General features: G+C 41.9%; 1 protein-coding gene (running past one end of the window). It reads left to right on the top strand.

Going from position 1 to position 21373, the window contains the following annotated elements:
* The first annotated feature begins 490 nt into the window (after positions 1 to 490).
* On the top strand, positions 491 to 21373 hold the 5' portion of the coding sequence (locus tag QZ995_RS09355) for a non-ribosomal peptide synthase/polyketide synthase (RefSeq protein WP_301805914.1). 15690 nt of this gene lie beyond the right edge of the window; 20883 of the gene's 36573 nt are visible here — the first part of the coding sequence; its start codon is at positions 491 to 493; the stop codon falls past the right edge of the window.

Genomic DNA, 21373 nt, shown 5'->3' with positions numbered 1-21373 from the left:
GGATTCATAGAGATATAATTTGAAGTTCATAAAATTTACAAAAAAACAGATGGAAGAATAATACTGATATGTTATAATAAGTTCCAAGTGTTTATTTGTTCTTAAAATATATTTTTATGAAATATGTGATTGTGGTTATACGATAGCTTCACGTTTTTCGCTGAAAAAATATGTTATGCATAAAGAGAGGAGGCCAATTATGGCAGCATACAACCGTTTCAATTATCCTTGAACAAAGAGGTGATGGTGCATATGTATTAACTTTATCTATAAACTAAAATTCTTTCACATCATGATGATTCCTCTTCATAACTTTCGTTTTTTGCCTCAAACCTTTCCTACATTCCTAGACATAACTCCCGTAATATAGATTACGTTAATCTTTACTAACATACAGTCAAACCCTGCAGCATGTCGATAGGATCTACATAGTAAGCAATCATAGTATTTTTTATCAGAAACTATAATGTCTAACAAGAGGTGCAGCAATATGAATAAGGATTTGCTTCAATTATTTTCGTTGACTCAGCCTCAACAAAGGATTTGGTACTCTGAATTGCTTTATCCAAATACGGGCGTGTCGTCGATTTCATCGACCGTTAAGCTGAGAGGCAATATTAACCTAAGTGCCCTGCAACAAGCCCTTAATATGATTATTGGCCTGCATGATTCCCTCCGGATTAAATTAACTTCTCAGAATGGATTTCCTCAGCAATATGTGGAGGAGCATAGCGACAAAGAGTTTGAATGTTTAGATTTTTCTGGTGTTTACGGGGAAGCTAAAGCATTGAAGTGGCTGGATGAACATAATCGTACGCCTTTTGAGCTTTTCCATTCGGAGTTGTTTAATGTCACCATCTGCAAGATTAGCGATCAAGAATATTGGTATAACCTCAAAATTCATCATATCGTTTGCGACGGAATCTCTGCAAAAATGTTCATGAATCAAGTGAACAAATGCTATTCTCAGATTGCAAATGGTGAACCTATAGAAATAGCTGCAAATCATGCCTACTTCGACTTTATACAAACCGAGCAGGACTATGAGATATCAGACCGTTATCAAAAGGATAAAGCGTATTGGATTGATAAATTCAGCACTTTACCTGAAGTGATTGGGTTTAAAACTTATAATCCGGTTACCCAAAGCACTGCTGGCAAACGAAAAGATATCATCCTTGAAGACAGTTTGTATCATAGTTTGTCCGATTTTTGCAAACAAACAAATAGCAGTATGCTCACAGTCTTTATGACTGCGTTGTACATTTACATGCATAAAAAGACAGCGCAGAATGATGTTTCGATTGGGACATTCTATGCAAATAGAACAACCAAAAAGGAAAAAGAAATGGTAGGAATGTTCGTTAGTACAGTGCCAACACGAGTATTTGTAGATCCTGACATGGACCTGCTAGCGCTTCTACAGGCCGTATCTAAAGAGCAGATTTCGATCCTGCGCCATCAAAGGTTCCCATACAATCAACTGATGCAAGACTTGCGGGAAACGCATCAGTTTAAGGATCTTCAACGTCTTTTTGGCGTATCTGTACAGTACCGGGCGATGGATTACCTGCAATCTGAAAACGTGAAAGTCGAAGTTGTTGAAAATTTTTGTGGAGACGTTATCAACGACTTTGAAATGAACGTGATTGAATTAGATAATGAAAAGATTAATCTTCAACTAAACTATCGAGCACAGTTGTTTACAGATGAAGAGATGGAACAACTAGTTCAACAGTTCTCTATCATCATTGAAACAATCATTCATCATCCAACTTCAAAAATTGCGGACATATCCTTGCTTGGGGAAGAAGAGAAGAATGTCATTTTATCTGAATTTAATAATACGTTAGTTGACTATCCGCGGGAAAAGTTGATTCATCAGCTGTTTGAAGAACAAGCAGCACGTATACCCGATGAAACGGCTGTAATTTTCGAGGGAAAGCAACTCACTTACCGGGAGCTAAATGAAAGAGCGAATCAGTTAGCGAGAAAGCTACGTGCTGAAGGAGTAGTAGCCGATCAATTAGTTGGAATCATGGCGGAACGATCATTAGAGATGATGATTGGAATTTTTGGGATTTTAAAAGCTGGCGGTGCATATATGCCGATTGATCCGGAATTACCAGAGGAAAGAATCCGCTATATGCTAGAAGATTCAAATGCAAAGCTGCTTTTGACTCAAAATCATTTGTTGGAACGAGTAACTTTTGCCGGGAAAATAGTAGATATCAATGATGCTCAAACCTATCACCAAGATGGGTCAAATTTGGAAGCGATAAATGGTCCGAATCACTTAGCTTATGTTATTTATACATCAGGTTCTACAGGGAAGCCTAAAGGAGTCATGATAGAACATCATTCAGTTATAAATCGACTGATGTGGATGCATGCAAAATACCCTATTTCTTCCGCTGACACCATTATGCAAAAAACAGCGATTACGTTTGACGTATCAGTATGGGAGCTATTCTGGTGGTCGATGGTGGGTTCCAAAATGTGCCTATTATCTGTAGGAGGAGAAAAGAACCCTGAGCAAATCTTAAAGACAATAGCCGAACATCGCATTACAACAATGCATTTTGTTCCGGCAATGTTGCACGCTTTCTTGGATTATGTTGAGCAACAATCACCTGAGATTGTAAAAGAAAAGCTTCAGTCTTTACGTCAGGTTTTTGCGAGTGGTGAGGCATTGCCGCCACAACATGTAGATAGATTCCGCCGAGCAATTTCTTCAGTATGTCAAGCTAGATTGATCAATTTATATGGACCGACTGAGGCTACTGTAGATGTTACGTATTTTGATTGTGATACAGTTGAGGAAATAGCTGTAATTCCAATCGGTAAACCTATATATAATACCCAACTTTACATTGTCCAAGCTGATTCTGTGAACCTTCAACCGATTGGGATAGCAGGTGAGCTATGCATTGCTGGGGTCGGTTTAGCCAGAGGGTACCTCAATCGACCGGAGCTTACGGATGAGAAATTTGTGAAAAATCCGTTTGCCCCAGGAGAACGAATGTATAGAACGGGAGACTTAGCAAGATGGTTACCAGATGGAAATATTGAATATTTGGGGCGGATTGATCACCAAGTAAAAATCCGTGGCTACCGTATTGAGCTTGGCGAAGTCGAGTTGCAGCTATTGAAAATGGAAGCTATACAAGAAGCTGTGGTAATTGTTAGAGAAGATGCAAGCGGTCAAAAGCAAATGTGCGCATATTATGTAGCGAACAAGCAACTGACTGTAGGTGAGCTAAGAGCCGGCCTTTCCCGAGAATTACCTACATATATGGTTCCATCCTATTTTGTTCAAATGGATAAAATGCCGCTGTCTCCAAATGGCAAGATTGATCGTAAAATGCTACCAGCACCGGAGGAGAGTATCCAAACGGGTGTAGAGTATGTAGCACCTCGTACTTCGATGGAACAGACATTGGCATCCATTTGGCAGGCTGTTCTAGGAGCGAAGAAAATTAGTGTATTAGACAATTTCTTTGACCTGGGAGGAGACTCTATCAAGTCTATTCAGATCTCTTCTAGGATGCTTCAGGCAGGCTATAAACTGGAAATGAAGGATTTGTTCACTTACCCAACCATTGCACAATTAAGTCAACATATTCAGCTGGTTACGAGGGTTGCTGATCAAGGTGAGGCAGTAGGGGCTACCTTATTGACCCCGATTCAGCACTGGTTCTTTGAGCAAAAACTGGTTGAACAACACCATTATAACCAAGCTTTCATGCTTTTCATGGAAAAAGGGTTTGATGAAACACTGCTTCGGATGGTCATGGAAAAGATCACCATTCATCATGACGCGCTACGAATGGTTGTTCGTGAAACAGAAAATGGATATGAAACGTGGCATCGAGGAGTAGAAGAGGGCGAGTTGTATAGTCTTGAAGTATTAGATTTGAGAAGTGAAACAGACTGCGCCCGAATTATCGAGACTAAAGGAAATGAAATTCAAGGCAGTATTTCTCTGACTGAAGGTCCGCTTCTGAAAATGGGGCTGTTCCAGTGCCAAGAAGGAGATCACCTGCTGATTGTTATTCATCATTTGGCAGTTGATGGAGTTTCGTGGCGAATTTTATTCGAGGATCTTGCGAGCGGTTATGAACAAGCACTTCGAGGGGAAACAATCAGCTTCCCTCAAAAGACAGATTCCTTCCAAAAGTGGGCGGAGCAACTCTCTGATTATGCTAATAGAGATGAATTGCAGCGTGAAAAAGCCTACTGGAATCAAATCGAACAAGCTACAAAAGCAGATTTGCCAAAGGACTTTAACCAAGAACAGTCAGTCATTGCGGATAGTGAAATTGTAGAAATTCAATGGACTGAACAAGAAACAGAACAGTTATTGAAACAATCCAATCGTGCTTACAACACGGAAGTTAACGACTTATTGCTTACTGCTTTAGGAATGGCTTTGCACCATTGGACGGGCAATAATCAATTTTTGGTGAATGTAGAGGGCCATGGTCGCGAATCGATTAATTCAGATATCGATGTTACTCGGACGGTAGGCTGGTTTACAAGCTTGTACCCTGTCATGCTCCAAATGGATGGGGATCAGGAAATCTCTCGTCGGATTAAGCAGGTCAAGGAAATGCTGCGTCAAATTCCGCACAAGGGTTTAGGATACGGCATTTTACGCTACTTGGATAAATCCGGGAAGCAGGACATAAGCAAATTGGAGCCTGAGATCAGTTTTAACTACTTGGGGCAATTTGATCAGGATTTACAGCATAATGATCTTCAGCTTTCCCATTATTCAAGTGGAGCATTTGTGAGTCCGCAGGCGAAGAGAAAATATACTCTTGACTTGAATGCAATGGTCACCAATGGATCGTTAAGGCTTACGATTAGTTACAGCAATAAAGAATATCGTACCGAAACTATGCAGCAGTTAGTAAAATGCTTACAAGCCAGCCTGCAACAGGTAATTGCGCATTGCGTTACAAAAGAACGGGTAGAGCTAACACCAAGTGACCTGTTATTAAAAGACCTGACAGTTGAAGAGCTTGAGCGATTAGTAGAACAGACAGCGCATATTGGTGAAATTGAGAATGTTTATTATTTAACACCAATGCAGAAGGGGATGTACTTCCACAACCTGATGGATTCATACTCAGGGGCGTATTTTGAGCAATTAACGTTTACTATAAAGGGAAGCTTTGATGTTATCACTTTTGGGAAGAGTCTAGATGCCTTTACCCAAAGGCATGTGACGCTGAGAACCAATTTTTATAATGGCTTAAAAGATGATCCTGTTCAGGTTGTATTCCGCCAAAAAAATAGTGAGCTATATTATGAAGATTTGCGAGAAATGAACGAAGCTGTACATGAGGAATATCTGAGTAGCTTTACCAAAAAGAATAAAATCAGAGGTTTTGACTTAGCAGAAGATTCTTTGATGCGGGTATCCATTTTCCGTTTGACAGAAGATACTTATCACTTTGTTTGGAGTTTCCATCATATCGTGATGGATGGCTGGTGCCTGCCAATTATGACCAAAGAGGTGTTCGAAGGTTATTTTGCTATCCTGCAAGACAGACAACCTAAATGGGAAGCTGTAACGCCATATAGCCAGTATATCGATTGGTTAGAGCATCAAAATGAAGAAGAGAAAATGAAATACTGGAGCGAGTATTTGGCAGGATACGAGGGTCAAACGATCTTGCCCAAAGAAAAACAACAAAATAAAGAAGGTTATTCTGCTAAGAAACTGATCAACGTTCTTGATAAGACACTTGTAGAGCGAATGAATCAAGTAGCTAAACAGCATCAGGTAACAATTAATACGTTCATGCAGACTGCATGGGGGCTTTTATTGCAGAAATACAATGGTAATCACGATGTTGTTTTTGGCAGTGTCGTGTCAGGAAGAACAGCTGATATATCAGGAATTGAAGGTGTAATTGGTTTATTTATTAACACCATTCCGGTTCGGATTTGTTGCGAGGGAACAGATACGTTAGGTGAAGTATTGCGAAAGGTACAAGGACAAGCTCTGCAATCGCATGCTTACGATACGCATCCGCTCTATGAAATTCAAGGACTGACGGAACAAAAACAAGATTTGATTAGCCATATTATGATATTCGAAAACTATCCTATCGATCATGAGATGGAGCAGTTGGGGATTGGAAAACAAGCCAATTTCACAATTGCAGATGTAAAAGTAACCGAACAAACAAACTATGATTTCAACATAGCTGTCGTGCCGGGCGAAGAGATGAAGCTCATGCTGGATTATAATGCACATGTATTTGATGAAGCTGGCATTGAGCGAATTGCGATGCACTTTGTTCATATGCTGGAGCAGATTATTGAAAATCCAGATGCCCGAATAAATGAATTAGAAGCAGTAACACCTATTGAGAAGGAGCAGATTCTCAATGTGTTCAATGATACGCAGGCTGACTATCCAAGTGAACAGACGGTTTACCAGTTGTTTGAAGAACACGCTGCGAAAAACCCAGATAAAGCGGCAGTTGTTTATGAAGAAAAATCACTAACTTATCGTGAATTGAACGCGAAAGCAAATCAACTGGCACGAACCCTGCGAGCAGAGGGAATTCAGAAAAACGAACTAGTCGGTATCATGGTAGAACGTTCGCTAGAAATGATCATAGGTATCTTTGGGATATTAAAAGCTGGAGGCGCCTACGTTCCTATTGATCCAGAATATCCAGAAGAGCGGATTCGTTATATGCTGGAGGATTCCGGTGCTAAGCTGTTACTCACCCAAAGCCATTTACTGGAGCAAATCGCCTTCAATGGAACCCTCCTAATGCTAGATGATGAGAGAGCGTACAGCGCAGATGATGCTAATGTTGAATCAATTACTGGACCAAATGATTTGGCTTATGTCATATACACATCTGGAACTACGGGTAAACCAAAGGGTGTTATGGTAGAGCATCATGGGCTGTGCAATTTAAAAACGTATTTTGAATACAATTTGGGACTTAACTCGGATGATCGAATCGTTCAGTTTGCCAGCATGTCTTTTGATGCAGCGTGCGCAGAATTTTTCAAAGCCTTTATATGTGGCAGAACCCTCTATATACCTTCTACCTCCGTCATTATGAATTATCGTTTGTTCGAGGACTATATTACTACCAATCAAATTACTGTCGCGGCATTGCCTCCTACTTATGCAATTTATTTGGAGCCAGGCAATATGCCTAGTTTAAAAACACTGATCACTGCTGGGTCTGCTTCCTCTGTTGAATTAGTGCAGAAATGGAAAGATCACGTGTCGTATTTTAATGCCTACGGTCCAACTGAGGATACGATTTGCTCCTCTGTATGGTCTTATGATCGCGAGTCTATGTCTGAAAAGGTTGTGCCTATCGGTCGACCTCTTAAGAACCATCGCATTTACATTGTTGATGCAGAAGGTCATTTGCTGCCCATTGGTGTTGCAGGCGAACTATGCATAGCTGGCGTCGGGTTAGCACGCGGGTATCTGAATCGGCAAGAGCTTACTGAAGAGAAATTTGTGAATAGCCGTTTTAGAGCAGGAGAACGAATGTACAAAACGGGCGATCTGGCTAGATGGATGTCAAATGGCACCATTGAATATTTGGGTCGAATTGATCATCAGGTAAAAATCCGTGGGTACCGTATTGAGCTGGGTGAGGTTGAAGCGCAGCTGCTGAAGGTAGATACGGTTAAAGAAGCTATTGTCATCGCAAGAGATGACGAGACAGGACAAAAGCATTTATGTGCCTATTTTGTTGCTGAAAGCCTGCTGAGTATGGCCAAGCTTAGAAGCGAATTATCTCATGAATTACCGACGTACATGATACCAAGCTATTTTGTGCAATTAGAGCAAATGCCACTTACCTCAAATGGAAAAATTGATCGCAAAGCGCTACCTGCACCGGAAGGAAAGGTAGACACTGGGGTTGAGTATATAGCCCCGCGCAATGAAGTCGAACAACTCTTGGCATCTATTTGGAAAACAATCTTAGGCAGTCAGCAAGTCGGTATCTTGGATAATTTCTTTGATCTGGGTGGAGACTCTATCAAAGCAATCCAGGTTTCTTCTCGCCTGCTTCAATCCGGATATAAGCTGGAAATGAAGGATTTGTTTAAATATCCAACAGTAGAGATGTTAAGCCCGCATCTCCAACTGATCAGCAAAATGGCGGATCAAGGGGAAGTGGCAGGTCAAGTAGAACTTACACCAATACAGCGGTGGTTCTTTGAGCAGACGCCAGTTGAACCGCATCATTTCAACCAAGCCTACATGTTATATCGTAAGCAAGGCTTTGAAGAGTCTGCGCTTCGTGAAGTAATGCAAAAGCTAATCACTCATCATGATGCCTTACGAATGGTATTTAAAGAGACGGAGAGTGGATTCGAAGCACGAAACCGTGGAGTGGATGAAGGGGACCTATATACTCTAGAAGTGATTGATCTCAAAGGAAATCCGGATTGCTCCAAGGCGATTGAAAAGAAGGCGAACGAGATTCAAAGCAGTATCAATCTAAATGAGGGGCCGCTTCTGAAACTTGGTTTGTTCCATTGCTCAGATGGAGATCATTTATTAATGGTTATTCATCACTTGGTAGTAGACGGAATTTCATGGCGTATTTTATTTGAAGATCTTGCTACAGGCTATGAACAAGCAGTGAATGGAGCAGTCATTCAATTACCGCAAAAAACAGATTCGTTCCAAGCATGGGCCGAACAGTTATCACTTTATGCGAATAATGCGGCTATGGAGAAGGAACAAAAGTACTGGCAGCAACTAGAGCAAATGGAGATGGGATTACTTCCTAAGGATCATTCACCAGCGAAGAAGCTAGCACGCGATAGTGAAATGATAACCGTTCAATGGACCGAACCGGAAACGGAACAATTGCTCAAGCAAGCAAATCGCGCATATGGAACAGAAGTAAATGATTTGCTGCTCACTGCCCTTGGTATGACTATCCATGCATGGACGGGTATGGAGCAAATCTTCGTAAATCTTGAAGGGCATGGTAGAGAGGATATCGTTGAGGATATTGATATTACTCGTACAGTAGGTTGGTTTACAAGTCAGTATCCAGTAGTTATAGAAGTACAAGCGGAAAAGAATCTGTCTCATCAAATTAAGGCGGTAAAGGAAGGTTTGCGTCAGATTCCTAACAAAGGAATTGGGTATGGCATCTTAAGGTATTTATCAAAACTGCAAGGTAAACCAATATTCAAGCTAGAACCTGAGATTAGCTTTAATTATCTGGGGCAGTTTGATCAGGATTATCAAAATAATGAGATGCAATTATCACCGTATTTTGTTGGAGATGTTGTAAGTGAACAGCTAGAAATGAAAACCGCGTTAAATATAAACGGCATGATTTCTAATGGACGCTTGGAGATGACCATCAGATACAGTAATAAAGAATACAAGAAAGAAACAATGGAAGAAGTAGCTAGGCTATTGCAGTCTTCATTACAAAATGTGATTACACACTGCGTGGCGAGAAAAAGCACAGAGCTTACTCCAAGTGATGTTTTATTAGCTGGTCTAAGCATTGAAGAGCTTGATCAGTTAGTAGAATTAATGAAAGAAACAGGTGAAATCGAGAACGTATACGAATTAACACCGATGCAGAAGGGTATGTATTTCCACAGCTTGATGAATCCTCATTCAGGTGCATACTTTGAGCAAACATCCTTTGATTTGACAGGAAGCTTTGATCTCACCGCGTTTGCTAAAAGCTTAGATGCATGGGTGCAGCGGCATGAGGCACTGCGGACAAATTTTTACAATGGCTTTAAAGATCAGCCTGTACAAGTGGTGTATCGTCATAAAAATGGTGAACTTTATTACGAGGACCTACGCGAAATGGATGCGGAAGCCCGTAATTCCTATATTGCCAATTATAAGAAAGAAGACAAGGCAAAAGGATTTGATTTAGCCAAGGATTCCTTGATTCGTGTATCTGTTCTTCGTATGGAGGATGAAAAGTACCGCCTTATTTGGAGTTTCCACCATATAGTGATGGACGGCTGGTGCGTGTCTATCATGGTTAAGGAAGTATTTGGTGGCTATAACGCAATTCGGGAAAATAGACAACCTGAATATACTTCCCTAACACCGTATAGCCATTATATTGAATGGCTGGGACGCCAAGATCAGGAGAGTGCAGCTAGTTACTGGAGCGAGTATTTAGCTGGATATGAACAACAAACCCTACTGATTCATGATAAGAAACAGGGTAAGGAAGACAGAGCTTATGCGGCAACCAAATTACACTTCACATTTAGTAAAGAGCTTACGAAGAGATTGGATCAAGCAGCTAAGCAGAATCAAGTAACAATCAATACGTTGATGCAGACTGCATGGGGAATTATGCTCCAGAAATACAATAATCATCACGATGCCGTTTTTGGCAGTGTGGTTTCTGGAAGACCGGCTGACATTCCTGGCGTCGAAAACATTCTTGGTTTGTTTATTAATACAATCCCGGTCCGTATTCGTTGTGAAGCAGAGGAAACGGCTGCACAGGTAATGAGAAGAATTCAGGAGCAAGCATTGGCATCGAATGCGTATGATACCTATCCACTCTATGATATACAGGCGCTCACAGAACAAAAACAGGATTTAATCAATCACATTATGGTGTTTGAAAATTATCCAATGGAACAGCAGATAGAGCAATTGGGAAGCACTGGACAATTTAAATTTGCAATTGGAAATATCGAGACAGTGGAACAGACGAACTATGACCTTAACCTGATTATCATGCCTGGAGAAGAGCTGGGGATTTGCTACGGCTATAATACCTTGGTATATGATCAAACCAGCATTGAACAAATCCAGGGCCATTTTGTCCATATCGTAGAGCAAATTACGTCTAACCCACAATTGCGTGTGAACGAATTAGAACTGGTAACTGCGGCAGAAAAAGAACAAATTTTAACAGTGTTCAATGATACAAAAGAGAATTATCCGCAGGACATCATGCTTCATCAATTGTTTGAACGTCAGGCAAAACGTACACCTGACCAGATAGCAATTGTTTGCGAACATGAAAAGCTTACCTACCGTGAACTAAATGCACGAGCTAATCAATTAGCAAGAACATTGCGTAAGCAGGGGATAAAAGCCGATCATTTAGTTGGTATTATGGCTGAACGCTCGCTAGAAATGATTATCGGCGTCTTAGGCATCTTAAAAGCTGGCGGGGCCTATGTTCCAATTGATCCTGATTATCCTGAGGAACGTATCAGCTACATGCTTGAGGATGCGAAAGCTGCCCTACTCCTGACACAGCGTCATCTACAGGAGAGAGTATCATTTACAGGTAAAATCCTATTGTTAGATGAGGAAACCTCCTACCAGACACTAGCTTCTAATCTTAAAGCGATTCATGGACCACAAGATTTGGCTTATGTTATCTATACGTCTGGAACAACAGGTAAGCCTAAGGGTGTTATGGTAGAGCATGAAAGCATTGTCAACACGATTCTTTGGAAGGCGAACGCCTATCAGTTTTCACCAGAAGATCGCGTGCTGATGGTAACTCCATTCGTATTCGATCCATTCCTTACCCATTTATTTGGACCGCTGGCATCCGGTTCAACCGTATATGTGTTGCGTGACGAAGAAAGTAAGGACCCGGAAGCGATCAAAAAAGCAATTACTCAGCACCAAATGACCCATTTCCAAAGCTCACCTAGCTTTTTATGGGCAATTGTCGAAACAATGAATCCCCAAGATTTACAGTCAGTAAAAAACATTGTAGTTGGTGGAGAGAAGATTGTTGCCTCCCTTGTAAAAAAAGTGGCGGAATTGAATTCAAGCATTGAAATTTGCAATGAATACGGTCCTACTGAAAGCAGTGTAGTTACTACATCGCTGTCCATAACCCAGCCAGAACAGGAGCTATCAATTGGCCGGCCAATTGCAAATAAACAGGTGTATATCCTAAATCAGCATAATCAGCTTCAGCCGGTGGGCGTAGCGGGAGAGCTATGCATTGCAGGTACAGGATTGGCCAGAGGTTATTTGCATCTTCCACAGCTTTCAACAGAGAAGTTCGTGGATAATCCATTTGCTCCAGAAGAGAAGCTGTATAAGACTGGAGACTTGGCGAGATGGTTACCAGATGGAAATATTGAATATTTAGGGCGTATCGACCATCAGGTGAAAATTCGCGGGTATCGGATCGAGCTTGGCGAGGTGGAAGCACATCTGTTACGAATCGAATCTGTGCAAGAGGCTATTGTGATTGCACGTGAAGAGCAGGAGGGGCAGAAGCACCTATGCGCGTATTTCGTAGCTGATAAGCAGTTAACTGTGGGTGAGATTCGAAACGCACTGGCTCAGGAATTGCCTAGCTTTATGATTCCGGCTTTCTTTATACAATTAGAACAAATGCCTCTTACTACAAACGGAAAAATTGATCGCAAGGCACTACCTGTACCGGAGGGCGGCGTACAAACAGGAGTTGAGCATGTAGAGCCTCGTACGCCGGTTGAACAAACATTGGTTTCGATTTGGCAGTCTGTCTTGGGAAGTCAACAGATCGGTGTTTTAGAGAATTTCCTAGACCTTGGGGGAGACTCTATCAAAGCTATTCAGGTTTCTTCCAGATTGCTTCAAGCAGGCTACAAGCTAGAGATTAAAGATTTGTTCAAATATCCAACTATAGCTCAATTAAGTCCGCATCTTCAAGCGGTTAGCAAAATTGCAGACCAAAGAGAAGTAGTTGGGGAAATAAAGTTAACGCCAATTCATCACTGGCTTTTTGAACAAAAATCGGCAGAGCCGCACCATTTTAACCAAGCAGTCACCCTGTATCAAAAGCAAGGATTCGATGAAGGGGTACTGCGTCAAGTAATGCAAAAGATTGTAGAGCATCACGATGCTTTGCGAATGGTTTTCAAAGAAACCGAAGCTGGTTATGAGGCTTGGAATCGCGGGGTAGATGAAGGAGAGCTATACAGTCTTGAAATAATTGACTTGAGAAACGAACGTGAAGTGGCCCAGATAATTGAGACGAAAGCAAATGAGATTCAAAGCAGCATCAACATAACAGAAGGTCCACTAATGAAGCTTGGACTTTTCAAATGTTCAGATGGTGATCATTTGCTGATCGTAATTCACCACTTGGCCGTTGATGGCGTCTCTTGGCGAATTTTATTTGAGGACATTGCATCAGGTTACGAACAAGCATGGAATGGACAAGAGATCCGTCTCCCTCAAAAAACCGATTCCTTCCAAACTTGGGCTGAACAGTTGTCTCACTATGCCAACAGTCCGACGATGGAAGCGGAGCGAGCTTATTGGAATCAAATTGAACAAATTAAGACGATACCGATACCGAAAGATCAGGTTCTGGACAAGTCATATGTAAGAGATGGAGAAATCGTTACCATACGCTGGACAGAGCAAGAAACAGAACAGCTCTTAAAACAGGCAAATCGTGCCTACAATACAGAAGTAAATGATCTGTTATTAACTGCGCTTGGAATGGCTATTCATGCGTGGACAGGTGCGGAACAAGTATTGGTGAATTTAGAAGGCCATGGTCGGGAATCTATCGTTCCAGATATTGATATTTCACGTACAGTTGGTTGGTTTACCAGTCAGTTCCCAGTCGTTTTGCAAACCAGCGCAAACAAACATATCGGCCAGCTGATTAAGACTAGTAAAGAGGGACTGCGTCAAATTCCGCAAAAAGGTATTGGCTACGGCATTCTAAGATATCTATCTGAACCTAAAGACGGTATGACATTTATGGCGGAGCCTGAGATCACATTTAACTATCTGGGACAATTCGATCAGGATCTACAACGCAATGATATGCAATTCTCGCCTTATTCAAGTGGAGAAGCTGTCAGCCAAGATAAGGAACGCAGATACACTCTGGATATGAATGGTTTGATTTCCAAAGGTGTATTAGAGCTTACGATTGGCTTTAACGGCAAGGAATATAAGCACGAAACCATTATGCATATTGCTGAGCTGTTACGTTCTAGCTTGCAAGAGGTAATTCGACACTGCATAGCTTTGGAACGTCCAGAATTGACTCCAAGTGATCTTTTATTAAAAGGTCTGACGATTGAAGAACTGGAACGATTAGTGGAGGATACACAACACCTTGGTGCGATTGAAAACGTTTATCCGTTGACACCGATGCAAAAGGGGATGTATTTCCACAGCCTGATGAATCCATCGTCTGGAGCTTACTTTGAACAAACGACGTTTGATTTAAAAGGAAGCTTTGATGTCATTGCTTTTGGAAAAAGTTTAGATATCTTAACGCAAAGGCATGTTGCATTAAGAACAAATTTCTACAATGGTTTAAAAGACCTACCCGTACAAGTGGCTTATCGAAACAAACGCAGTGAGCTTTATTATGAAGATTTGCGTCAAATGGATAAGGCAACGCGTGATGCATATCTCGCTAATTTCGCTGTTGAAGATAAGGCGAAAGGATTTGATTTGGCCCAAGATTCACTCATTCGGGTGTCCATCTTGCGTACAGATGAAAAAGCGTATCACATGATCTGGAGCTTCCATCATATCGTGATGGATGGCTGGTGCTTATCTCTTTTGACAAAAGAAGTGTTTGGCAGCTATTTTGCCATTCGAGGAAATAGGCAGCCTGAGCTTGGAGATGTAACACCTTATAGTAACTATATTGAGTGGCTGGAAAATCAGGATGAGGCTAAGGCATCTGATTACTGGAGTGAGTATCTGTCTGGTTACGACCAGCAAACCTTACTGCCAAAAGGAAAGGTGTCAAACAAACTTGAGGGCTATTCTGCATCGAAGTTCACTCGTCAGCTTGGCAAGGAGCTAACCGAGCGCTTGCATCAGATAGCAAAACAAACACAAGTAACAATTAATACGCTGGTACAAGCAGCATGGGGAATTACCTTGCAAAAATATAATGATAGCCAAGATGTTGTTTTTGGAAGTGTTGTCTCTGGAAGACCAACCGAAATTCCTGGAATTGAAAACATTATTGGGTTATTTATCAACACAGTTCCTGTTCGCATTCGTTGCACAAAGGAAGAATCTTTTGCAGATGTAATGCTTCGTGGACAGGAGCAGGCTCTTGTATCTCAAGCATTTGATACTCATCCGCTATACGACATCCAACGGCTATCTGCACAAAAACAGGATTTGATCAACCATATTATTGTGTTTGAAAATTATCCAATGGGAGAACAAATTGAGCAGTTGGGCAATGGCGATGAAGAGGGCTTTGAGATTGCAAATATCCAGATCATGGAGCAAACCAACTATGATTTCAACCTATCTGTTATTCCAGGGGAAAATATGGATATTTGCTCCGAGTACAATGCAGTTGTCTATGATCAGGATAGCATTCAACAGATTTTAGGACATTTTGTACACATTCTGGAGCAAATTGCGGACAATCCACACATTCGTGTAAACGAGCTGGAATTAATTACAGATACAGAAAAGGCACAAATCCTAGAAGTATTTAATGATACGGACATGGATTATCCTCATGCAATGACCATTCAACAGCTATTTGAGGCACAGGTAGAAAATGCTCCGGATCAGGTAGCGGTTGTTTATGAGGGAAGTCAGCTAACATACCGTGAACTAAATGAAAAGGCAAATCAACTGGCTCATACATTGAGAGCTGCTGGAGTACGTGCTGATCAACTGGTAGGGATCATGGCTGAACGTTCATTAGAAATGATAGTCGGTATTCTTGCGATTCTAAAAGCCGGCGCAGCCTATGTACCGATTGACCCTGAGTATCCTGAGGAACGCATTAGCTATATGCTCGAGGATGCGGGAGCCAAGCTGCTGGTAACGCAAACCCATTTGCGGGAGCGTGTAGCTTTTACAGGCAGCATCGTTATGCTGGATGATGCAGAAGCATATAGTCACGATCATTCCAATCTAAAACCAATTCAAGGTCCAAATCATTTAGCGTATGTGATTTATACATCTGGAACAACAGGTAAGCCAAAAGGTGTCATGATTGAGCAACAACAATTGGCAGCGATGGCTCATGCTTGGAAAGTAGCCTATGGATTAGGTGAAGAGCGACCAACAGTATTGCAGTGGGCAAGCTTCTCCTTTGACGTATTTACAGGAGATTATGTCCGGGCACTACTGTATGGCGGAACAATGATTATATGTCCAAGTCATTCCAGACTAGATCCTGCGAGCATCTATGAGCTAATCAGAGGACATAAGGTTACTATTTTTGAATCAACACCCGCCATTGTCGTACCGCTCATGGATTATATTTATGACAACAAATTGGATGTTCTTTCCTTACAAACGCTAATTGTTGGCTCCGATCAATGTCCGCCAGATGCGTTTGCGACCCTGCTAACTCGATTTGGCTCGCACATGCGTATTCTTAACAGCTATGGGGTAACTGAGGCATGCATTGATTCTAGCTTCTTTGAACAGACTGACTCTCTTTTCGCTATGAATATACCGATTGGTAAGCCGTTGCCTAATGTTAAAATGTACGTTTTACATGAAAACAATGTGATGCAGCCTATCGGGATACCAGGCGAGCTGTATATAGCCGGAAAAGGTGTGGGACGAGGTTACTTGAACCGTCCAGAGCTGACAGCAGAGAAGTTTGTAGAAAATCCGTTTGTTGCAGGAGAGCGGATGTACCGAACAGGCGACTTGGTAAGGTGGTTACCGAATGGCAATATTGAATATCTGGGTCGGATCGATCATCAGGTAAAAATCCGCGGGAACCGAATTGAATTAGGAGAAGTAGAAACACAGCTTTTAAAAATCGCGAAGATAAAAGAAAATGTCGTCGTTGCACAAGAGGACCAAGCAGGAAGAAAGTATTTGTGCGCTTATTTTGTAGCAGATCAAAAACTATCTTCAAGTGAACTAAGAGAGGCTTTGTCACAAGTACTTCCGAGTTTCATGGTTCCTTCGTATTTCATGCAAGTAGAGCAATTACCGCTTACACCGAATGGAAAAATCGATCGCAAAGCGTTGCCTATCCCAGATGGAAATATCGAGAATGAAATCGAATACGTGGAACCTCGCACAGCGGCAGAGAGAATGCTGGTTTCCATTTGGCAAGCTGTTTTGGGTACAAAAGCAATCGGGATCATGGATAATTTCTTTGATCTTGGCGGCGACTCGATCAAATCTATACAGGTTTCTTCACGCTTATTGCAGGCAGGTTATAAGCTGGAGATGAAAGATTTATTCCGCTATCCAACTATAGCTGAGCTAAGCAAGCATATTCATTCGGTTACAAGAATAGCTGATCAAGGAGAGGTAATAGGGGAAGCGTTGTTAACTCCGATTCAACGCTGGTTCTTTGAGCAATCCTATGCGGACTCCGATCACTATAACCAAGCGATGATGCTATACCGGGCAGAAGGCTTTGATGAAACCGCTCTTCATAAAGTAATGGATAAAATCACGGAACACCACGATGCACTACGGATGGTCATTCGCGAATCTGAAGGTGAGTATCGGGCATGGTACCGCGGGGTAGGCGAAGGGGAAGCCTATAGTCTCGATATTTTTGATTTCAAAAACGTGACCAACTGCGCTCAAGCGATCGAAGAGAAAGCAAAACAGTTGCAGGCGAGCATCAGTATGAGTGAAGGGCCGCTTCTAAGGCTTGGGTTATTCCGCTGCGAGGATGGAGATCATTTGCTGATTGTGATCCATCATCTAGTAGTGGATGGGGTTTCGTGGAGAATCTTGTTTGAGGATATTGCAAGTGGCTATGAACAAGCTGTTAAGGAAGAAGCCATTCGCTTCCCGTATAAAACAGATTCGTTCCGCACATGGGCAGAGCAGTTATCCCAATACGCCAATAGTGAACAAATCGAGCTAGAGCGTAAATACTGGATGCAAATCGACCAAACAAAAACCTCCCCATTACCAAAAGATAACCGAGAAGTTACTTCCGTGATGAAGGATGTTGAGTCTGTCACTGTTCATTGGACAGAGCTGGAAACCGAGCAGTTGTTAAAACAGGCAAACCGAGCTTATAACACAGAAGTAAATGATCTATTGCTGGCAGCTTTAAGCTTAGCGCTTCATTCTTGGGCAGGAATGGAACATGTGCTGATAAATATGGAAGGACACGGCAGAGAGGCTATTCTTTCAGATGTCGACATCACACGTACCGTAGGATGGTTTACGAGTCAATATCCTGTCCTGCTACAGATGAATGCTGGCAAACAGATGTCTACATTAATAAAAACGGTTAAAGAGGGGCTTCGCCAAATACCTCAAAAGGGAATTGGCTACGGAATCCTAAGATATTTATCTGACAGCCGCGAGGAGCATGCATTCACATCTGAGCCTGAGATTAGCTTTAATTATCTCGGTCAGTTTGATCAGGACTTGCAAAATAATGCTATCGAGCTGTCTCCATATTCAAAAGGCTCAGACATGAGTGAAAATGCGACGATGCAATATGCAATGGATATGAATGGCGTGATTTCGAATGGCGCCTTGTCAATAACAATCCATTACAGCGGCAAAGAGTATCATCGCGAAACGGTGGAGCAGTTCACTAAGCTTTTACAAGAGAGTCTACGTCAAGTAATTGAGCACTGCGTATCAAAAGAACGTACAGAACTGACGCCAAGTGATGTTTTACTAAGAGGATTGACGGTAGAAGACCTTGAACAGATTGAAGCAAAAACCAAGCACATTGGTGAAATTGAAAACATTTATGCAATGACGCCAATGCAGAAGGGAATGTGGTTCCATAGTCTCATGGATCCGCAATCAGGAGCTTATTTTGAACAAACGGCATTTGATGTGCTTGGACGCTTTGATGCTACCGTTTTCGGACAAAGCTTACAAATGCTGTTCCAACGCCACGAGATTTTTAGAACAAGCTTCTACAACGACTGGAAGGATCAACCAGTTCAAGTTGTATTCCAAAATAGAGCCCATGTCCTGCATTATGAAGAGCTATTGGGAATGGATAAAGCTGAACAGGAATTGTACTTGAAAGACTTTATCCAAAAGGATAAAGAAACGGGATTTGATCTTAGCCAGGATACGCTGTTGCGAATATCCGTTTTACGAACAGGCACGGAGGAATACAGGGTCATCTGGAGTTCTCATCATATTCTAATGGATGGCTGGTGCTTATCTCTTGTTGCTCAAGAGGTGTTTGAATGCTACTTTGCCATCATGCAAAACAGAGAACCGAGATTGACTGAGGTTCCGCCATATAGTGCTTATATCGAATGGTTAGAACGTCAGGACATGCAAGAAGCGTCTAGCTATTGGAGCAATTATTTGGCTGAGTATGACCAACAAACGACAGTGCCAAAAGACAAGCTTCCAAGAAAAGAACTTCCTGTTTTCGATCATCGTTTCTGCGATTTGAGTCGAGAACTGACTGTGCAGATGAATGGGCTCGCAAGAAAACATCAGGTGACAATCTATACGTTAATGCAGGCTGTGTGGGGGCTGATGCTTCAGAAGTACAATGGTAGTAAGGATGTTGTTTTCGGAAGCGTTGTTTCAGGAAGACCGGCTGATATTCCAGATGTTGAGAGCATGATTGGTCTGTTCATTAATACCATCCCGATACGTGTTCGTTCCGAGGCGGGTGATACATTTGCTGAGGTGATGAAACGAAGTCAAGAGCATGCAATAGCATCCCATGCGTATGACACGTATCCACTTTATGAAATCCAAGCCTTGTCTGAACAAAAACAAGATTTGATAAACCATATTATGGTATTTGAAAACTATCCAATGGAACAACAGATGGAGCAAGTCGGCGGTAATAATCCGGAAGCCTTTGAGATTGCGAACGTTTCGATTGTAGAACAGACAAACTATGACTTTAATCTAAATATTCTCCCTGGAGACGAAATTAGAGTCCATATCGAGTACAATGCGTCTGTCTTTGATCAAGCAGGAATTGACAGGATTTTGGGCCATTTTGTTCACATGCTGCAGCAAGTGGTCAATGATCCGCAGGTATCTGTAGATCAACTGGAGCTGGTAACCGTTGAAGAAAAAGCGGAAATCTTACATCAATCTAACAACGTAATAGCTGATTATCAGGAAGAGAAGACTGTCCAGCAATTGTTTGAGAATCAGGTAGAGCGTACACCAGATCAAGTGGCAGTTGTGTGTGAAGACAAGCAGTTGACTTACCGTGAACTGAATGAACGAGCAAATCAGTTAGCCAGAACCTTGAGAAGTAAGGGCGTACAAGCCGATCAACTGATTGGGATCATGGTTGAGCGTTCTGTTGAGATGATGATTGGGATTTTAGGTATTCTAAAATCAGGTGCTGCTTATGTTCCGGTTGATCCTGAGTATCCAGAAGAACGTATCAGCTACATGCTAGAGGATGCGAGAGCAAGCCTAATTGTTACACAAAGTCACTTACAAGATCGTGTTGCCTTTACGGGAAGCATGGTGCTTCTGGATGAGCCAGAGTCTTATAGTGAAAATCGCTCAAATCTCGAACCGATACAAGGACCAAATCACCTAGCTTATGTCATCTATACGTCAGGAACAACAGGCAAACCAAAAGGTGTAATGATTGAGCACAAGCAATTGACTGCTATGTCCAACGCTTGGAAAGTAGCCTATGGGTTACATGAACAACATCCAATAGTCTTGCAATGGGCTAGTTTTGCCTTTGATGTATTCACAGGTGATTATGTACGTGCTCTCTTACATGGCGGGGAATTAGTTATTTGCCCAAGTCATGCCAGATTGGACCCTGCTAGCATCTATGAGCTCATTAGTAAGCATCAGGTTAGCATTTTTGAATCAACACCAGCTATCGTGATTCCTCTTATGGATTACGTCTACGAGAACAAGCTAGATATCCATACATTAAAAACGCTGATTGTAGGTTCAGACCAATGCTCTGTAGAGGCTTTTGCTCAGTTGCTAAGCAGATTTGGTGACCAGATGCGCATTCTTAACAGTTATGGTGTGACAGAAGCGTGCATTGATTCAAGCTTCTATGAGCAGACGACAACTCTCTTGTCGTTGAATCTGCCGATAGGAAAACCGCTGCCTAACGTAAAAATGTACGTATTAGATGAGAATCGTGCTATACAGCCTGTAGGTATTCCAGGTGAGCTGTATATTTCTGGAATAGGTGTGGGGCGTGGTTACCTGAATCGCCCTGATCTGACAGCAGAAAAATTTGTAGACAATCCATTTATTGACAACGAAAGAATGTACAGAACAGGCGATTTAGTCAGATGGCTGCCAGATGGCAACATCGAATATGTAGGTCGAATCGACCATCAAGTCAAAATTCGTGGAAACCGAATTGAGCTAGGTGAAATAGAAGCACAGCTAGTAAAGATCGATTCGATTGAAGAAGTTGTGGTGATAGCTCAGGAGGATTCAGTTGGACAA

The sequence above is a fragment of the Brevibacillus laterosporus genome (genome assembly GCF_030489605.1).
Classification (GTDB): Bacteria; Bacillota; Bacilli; order Brevibacillales; family Brevibacillaceae; genus Brevibacillus_B; species Brevibacillus_B laterosporus_E.
This window is presented reverse-complemented; position numbering and strand designations above follow the sequence as displayed.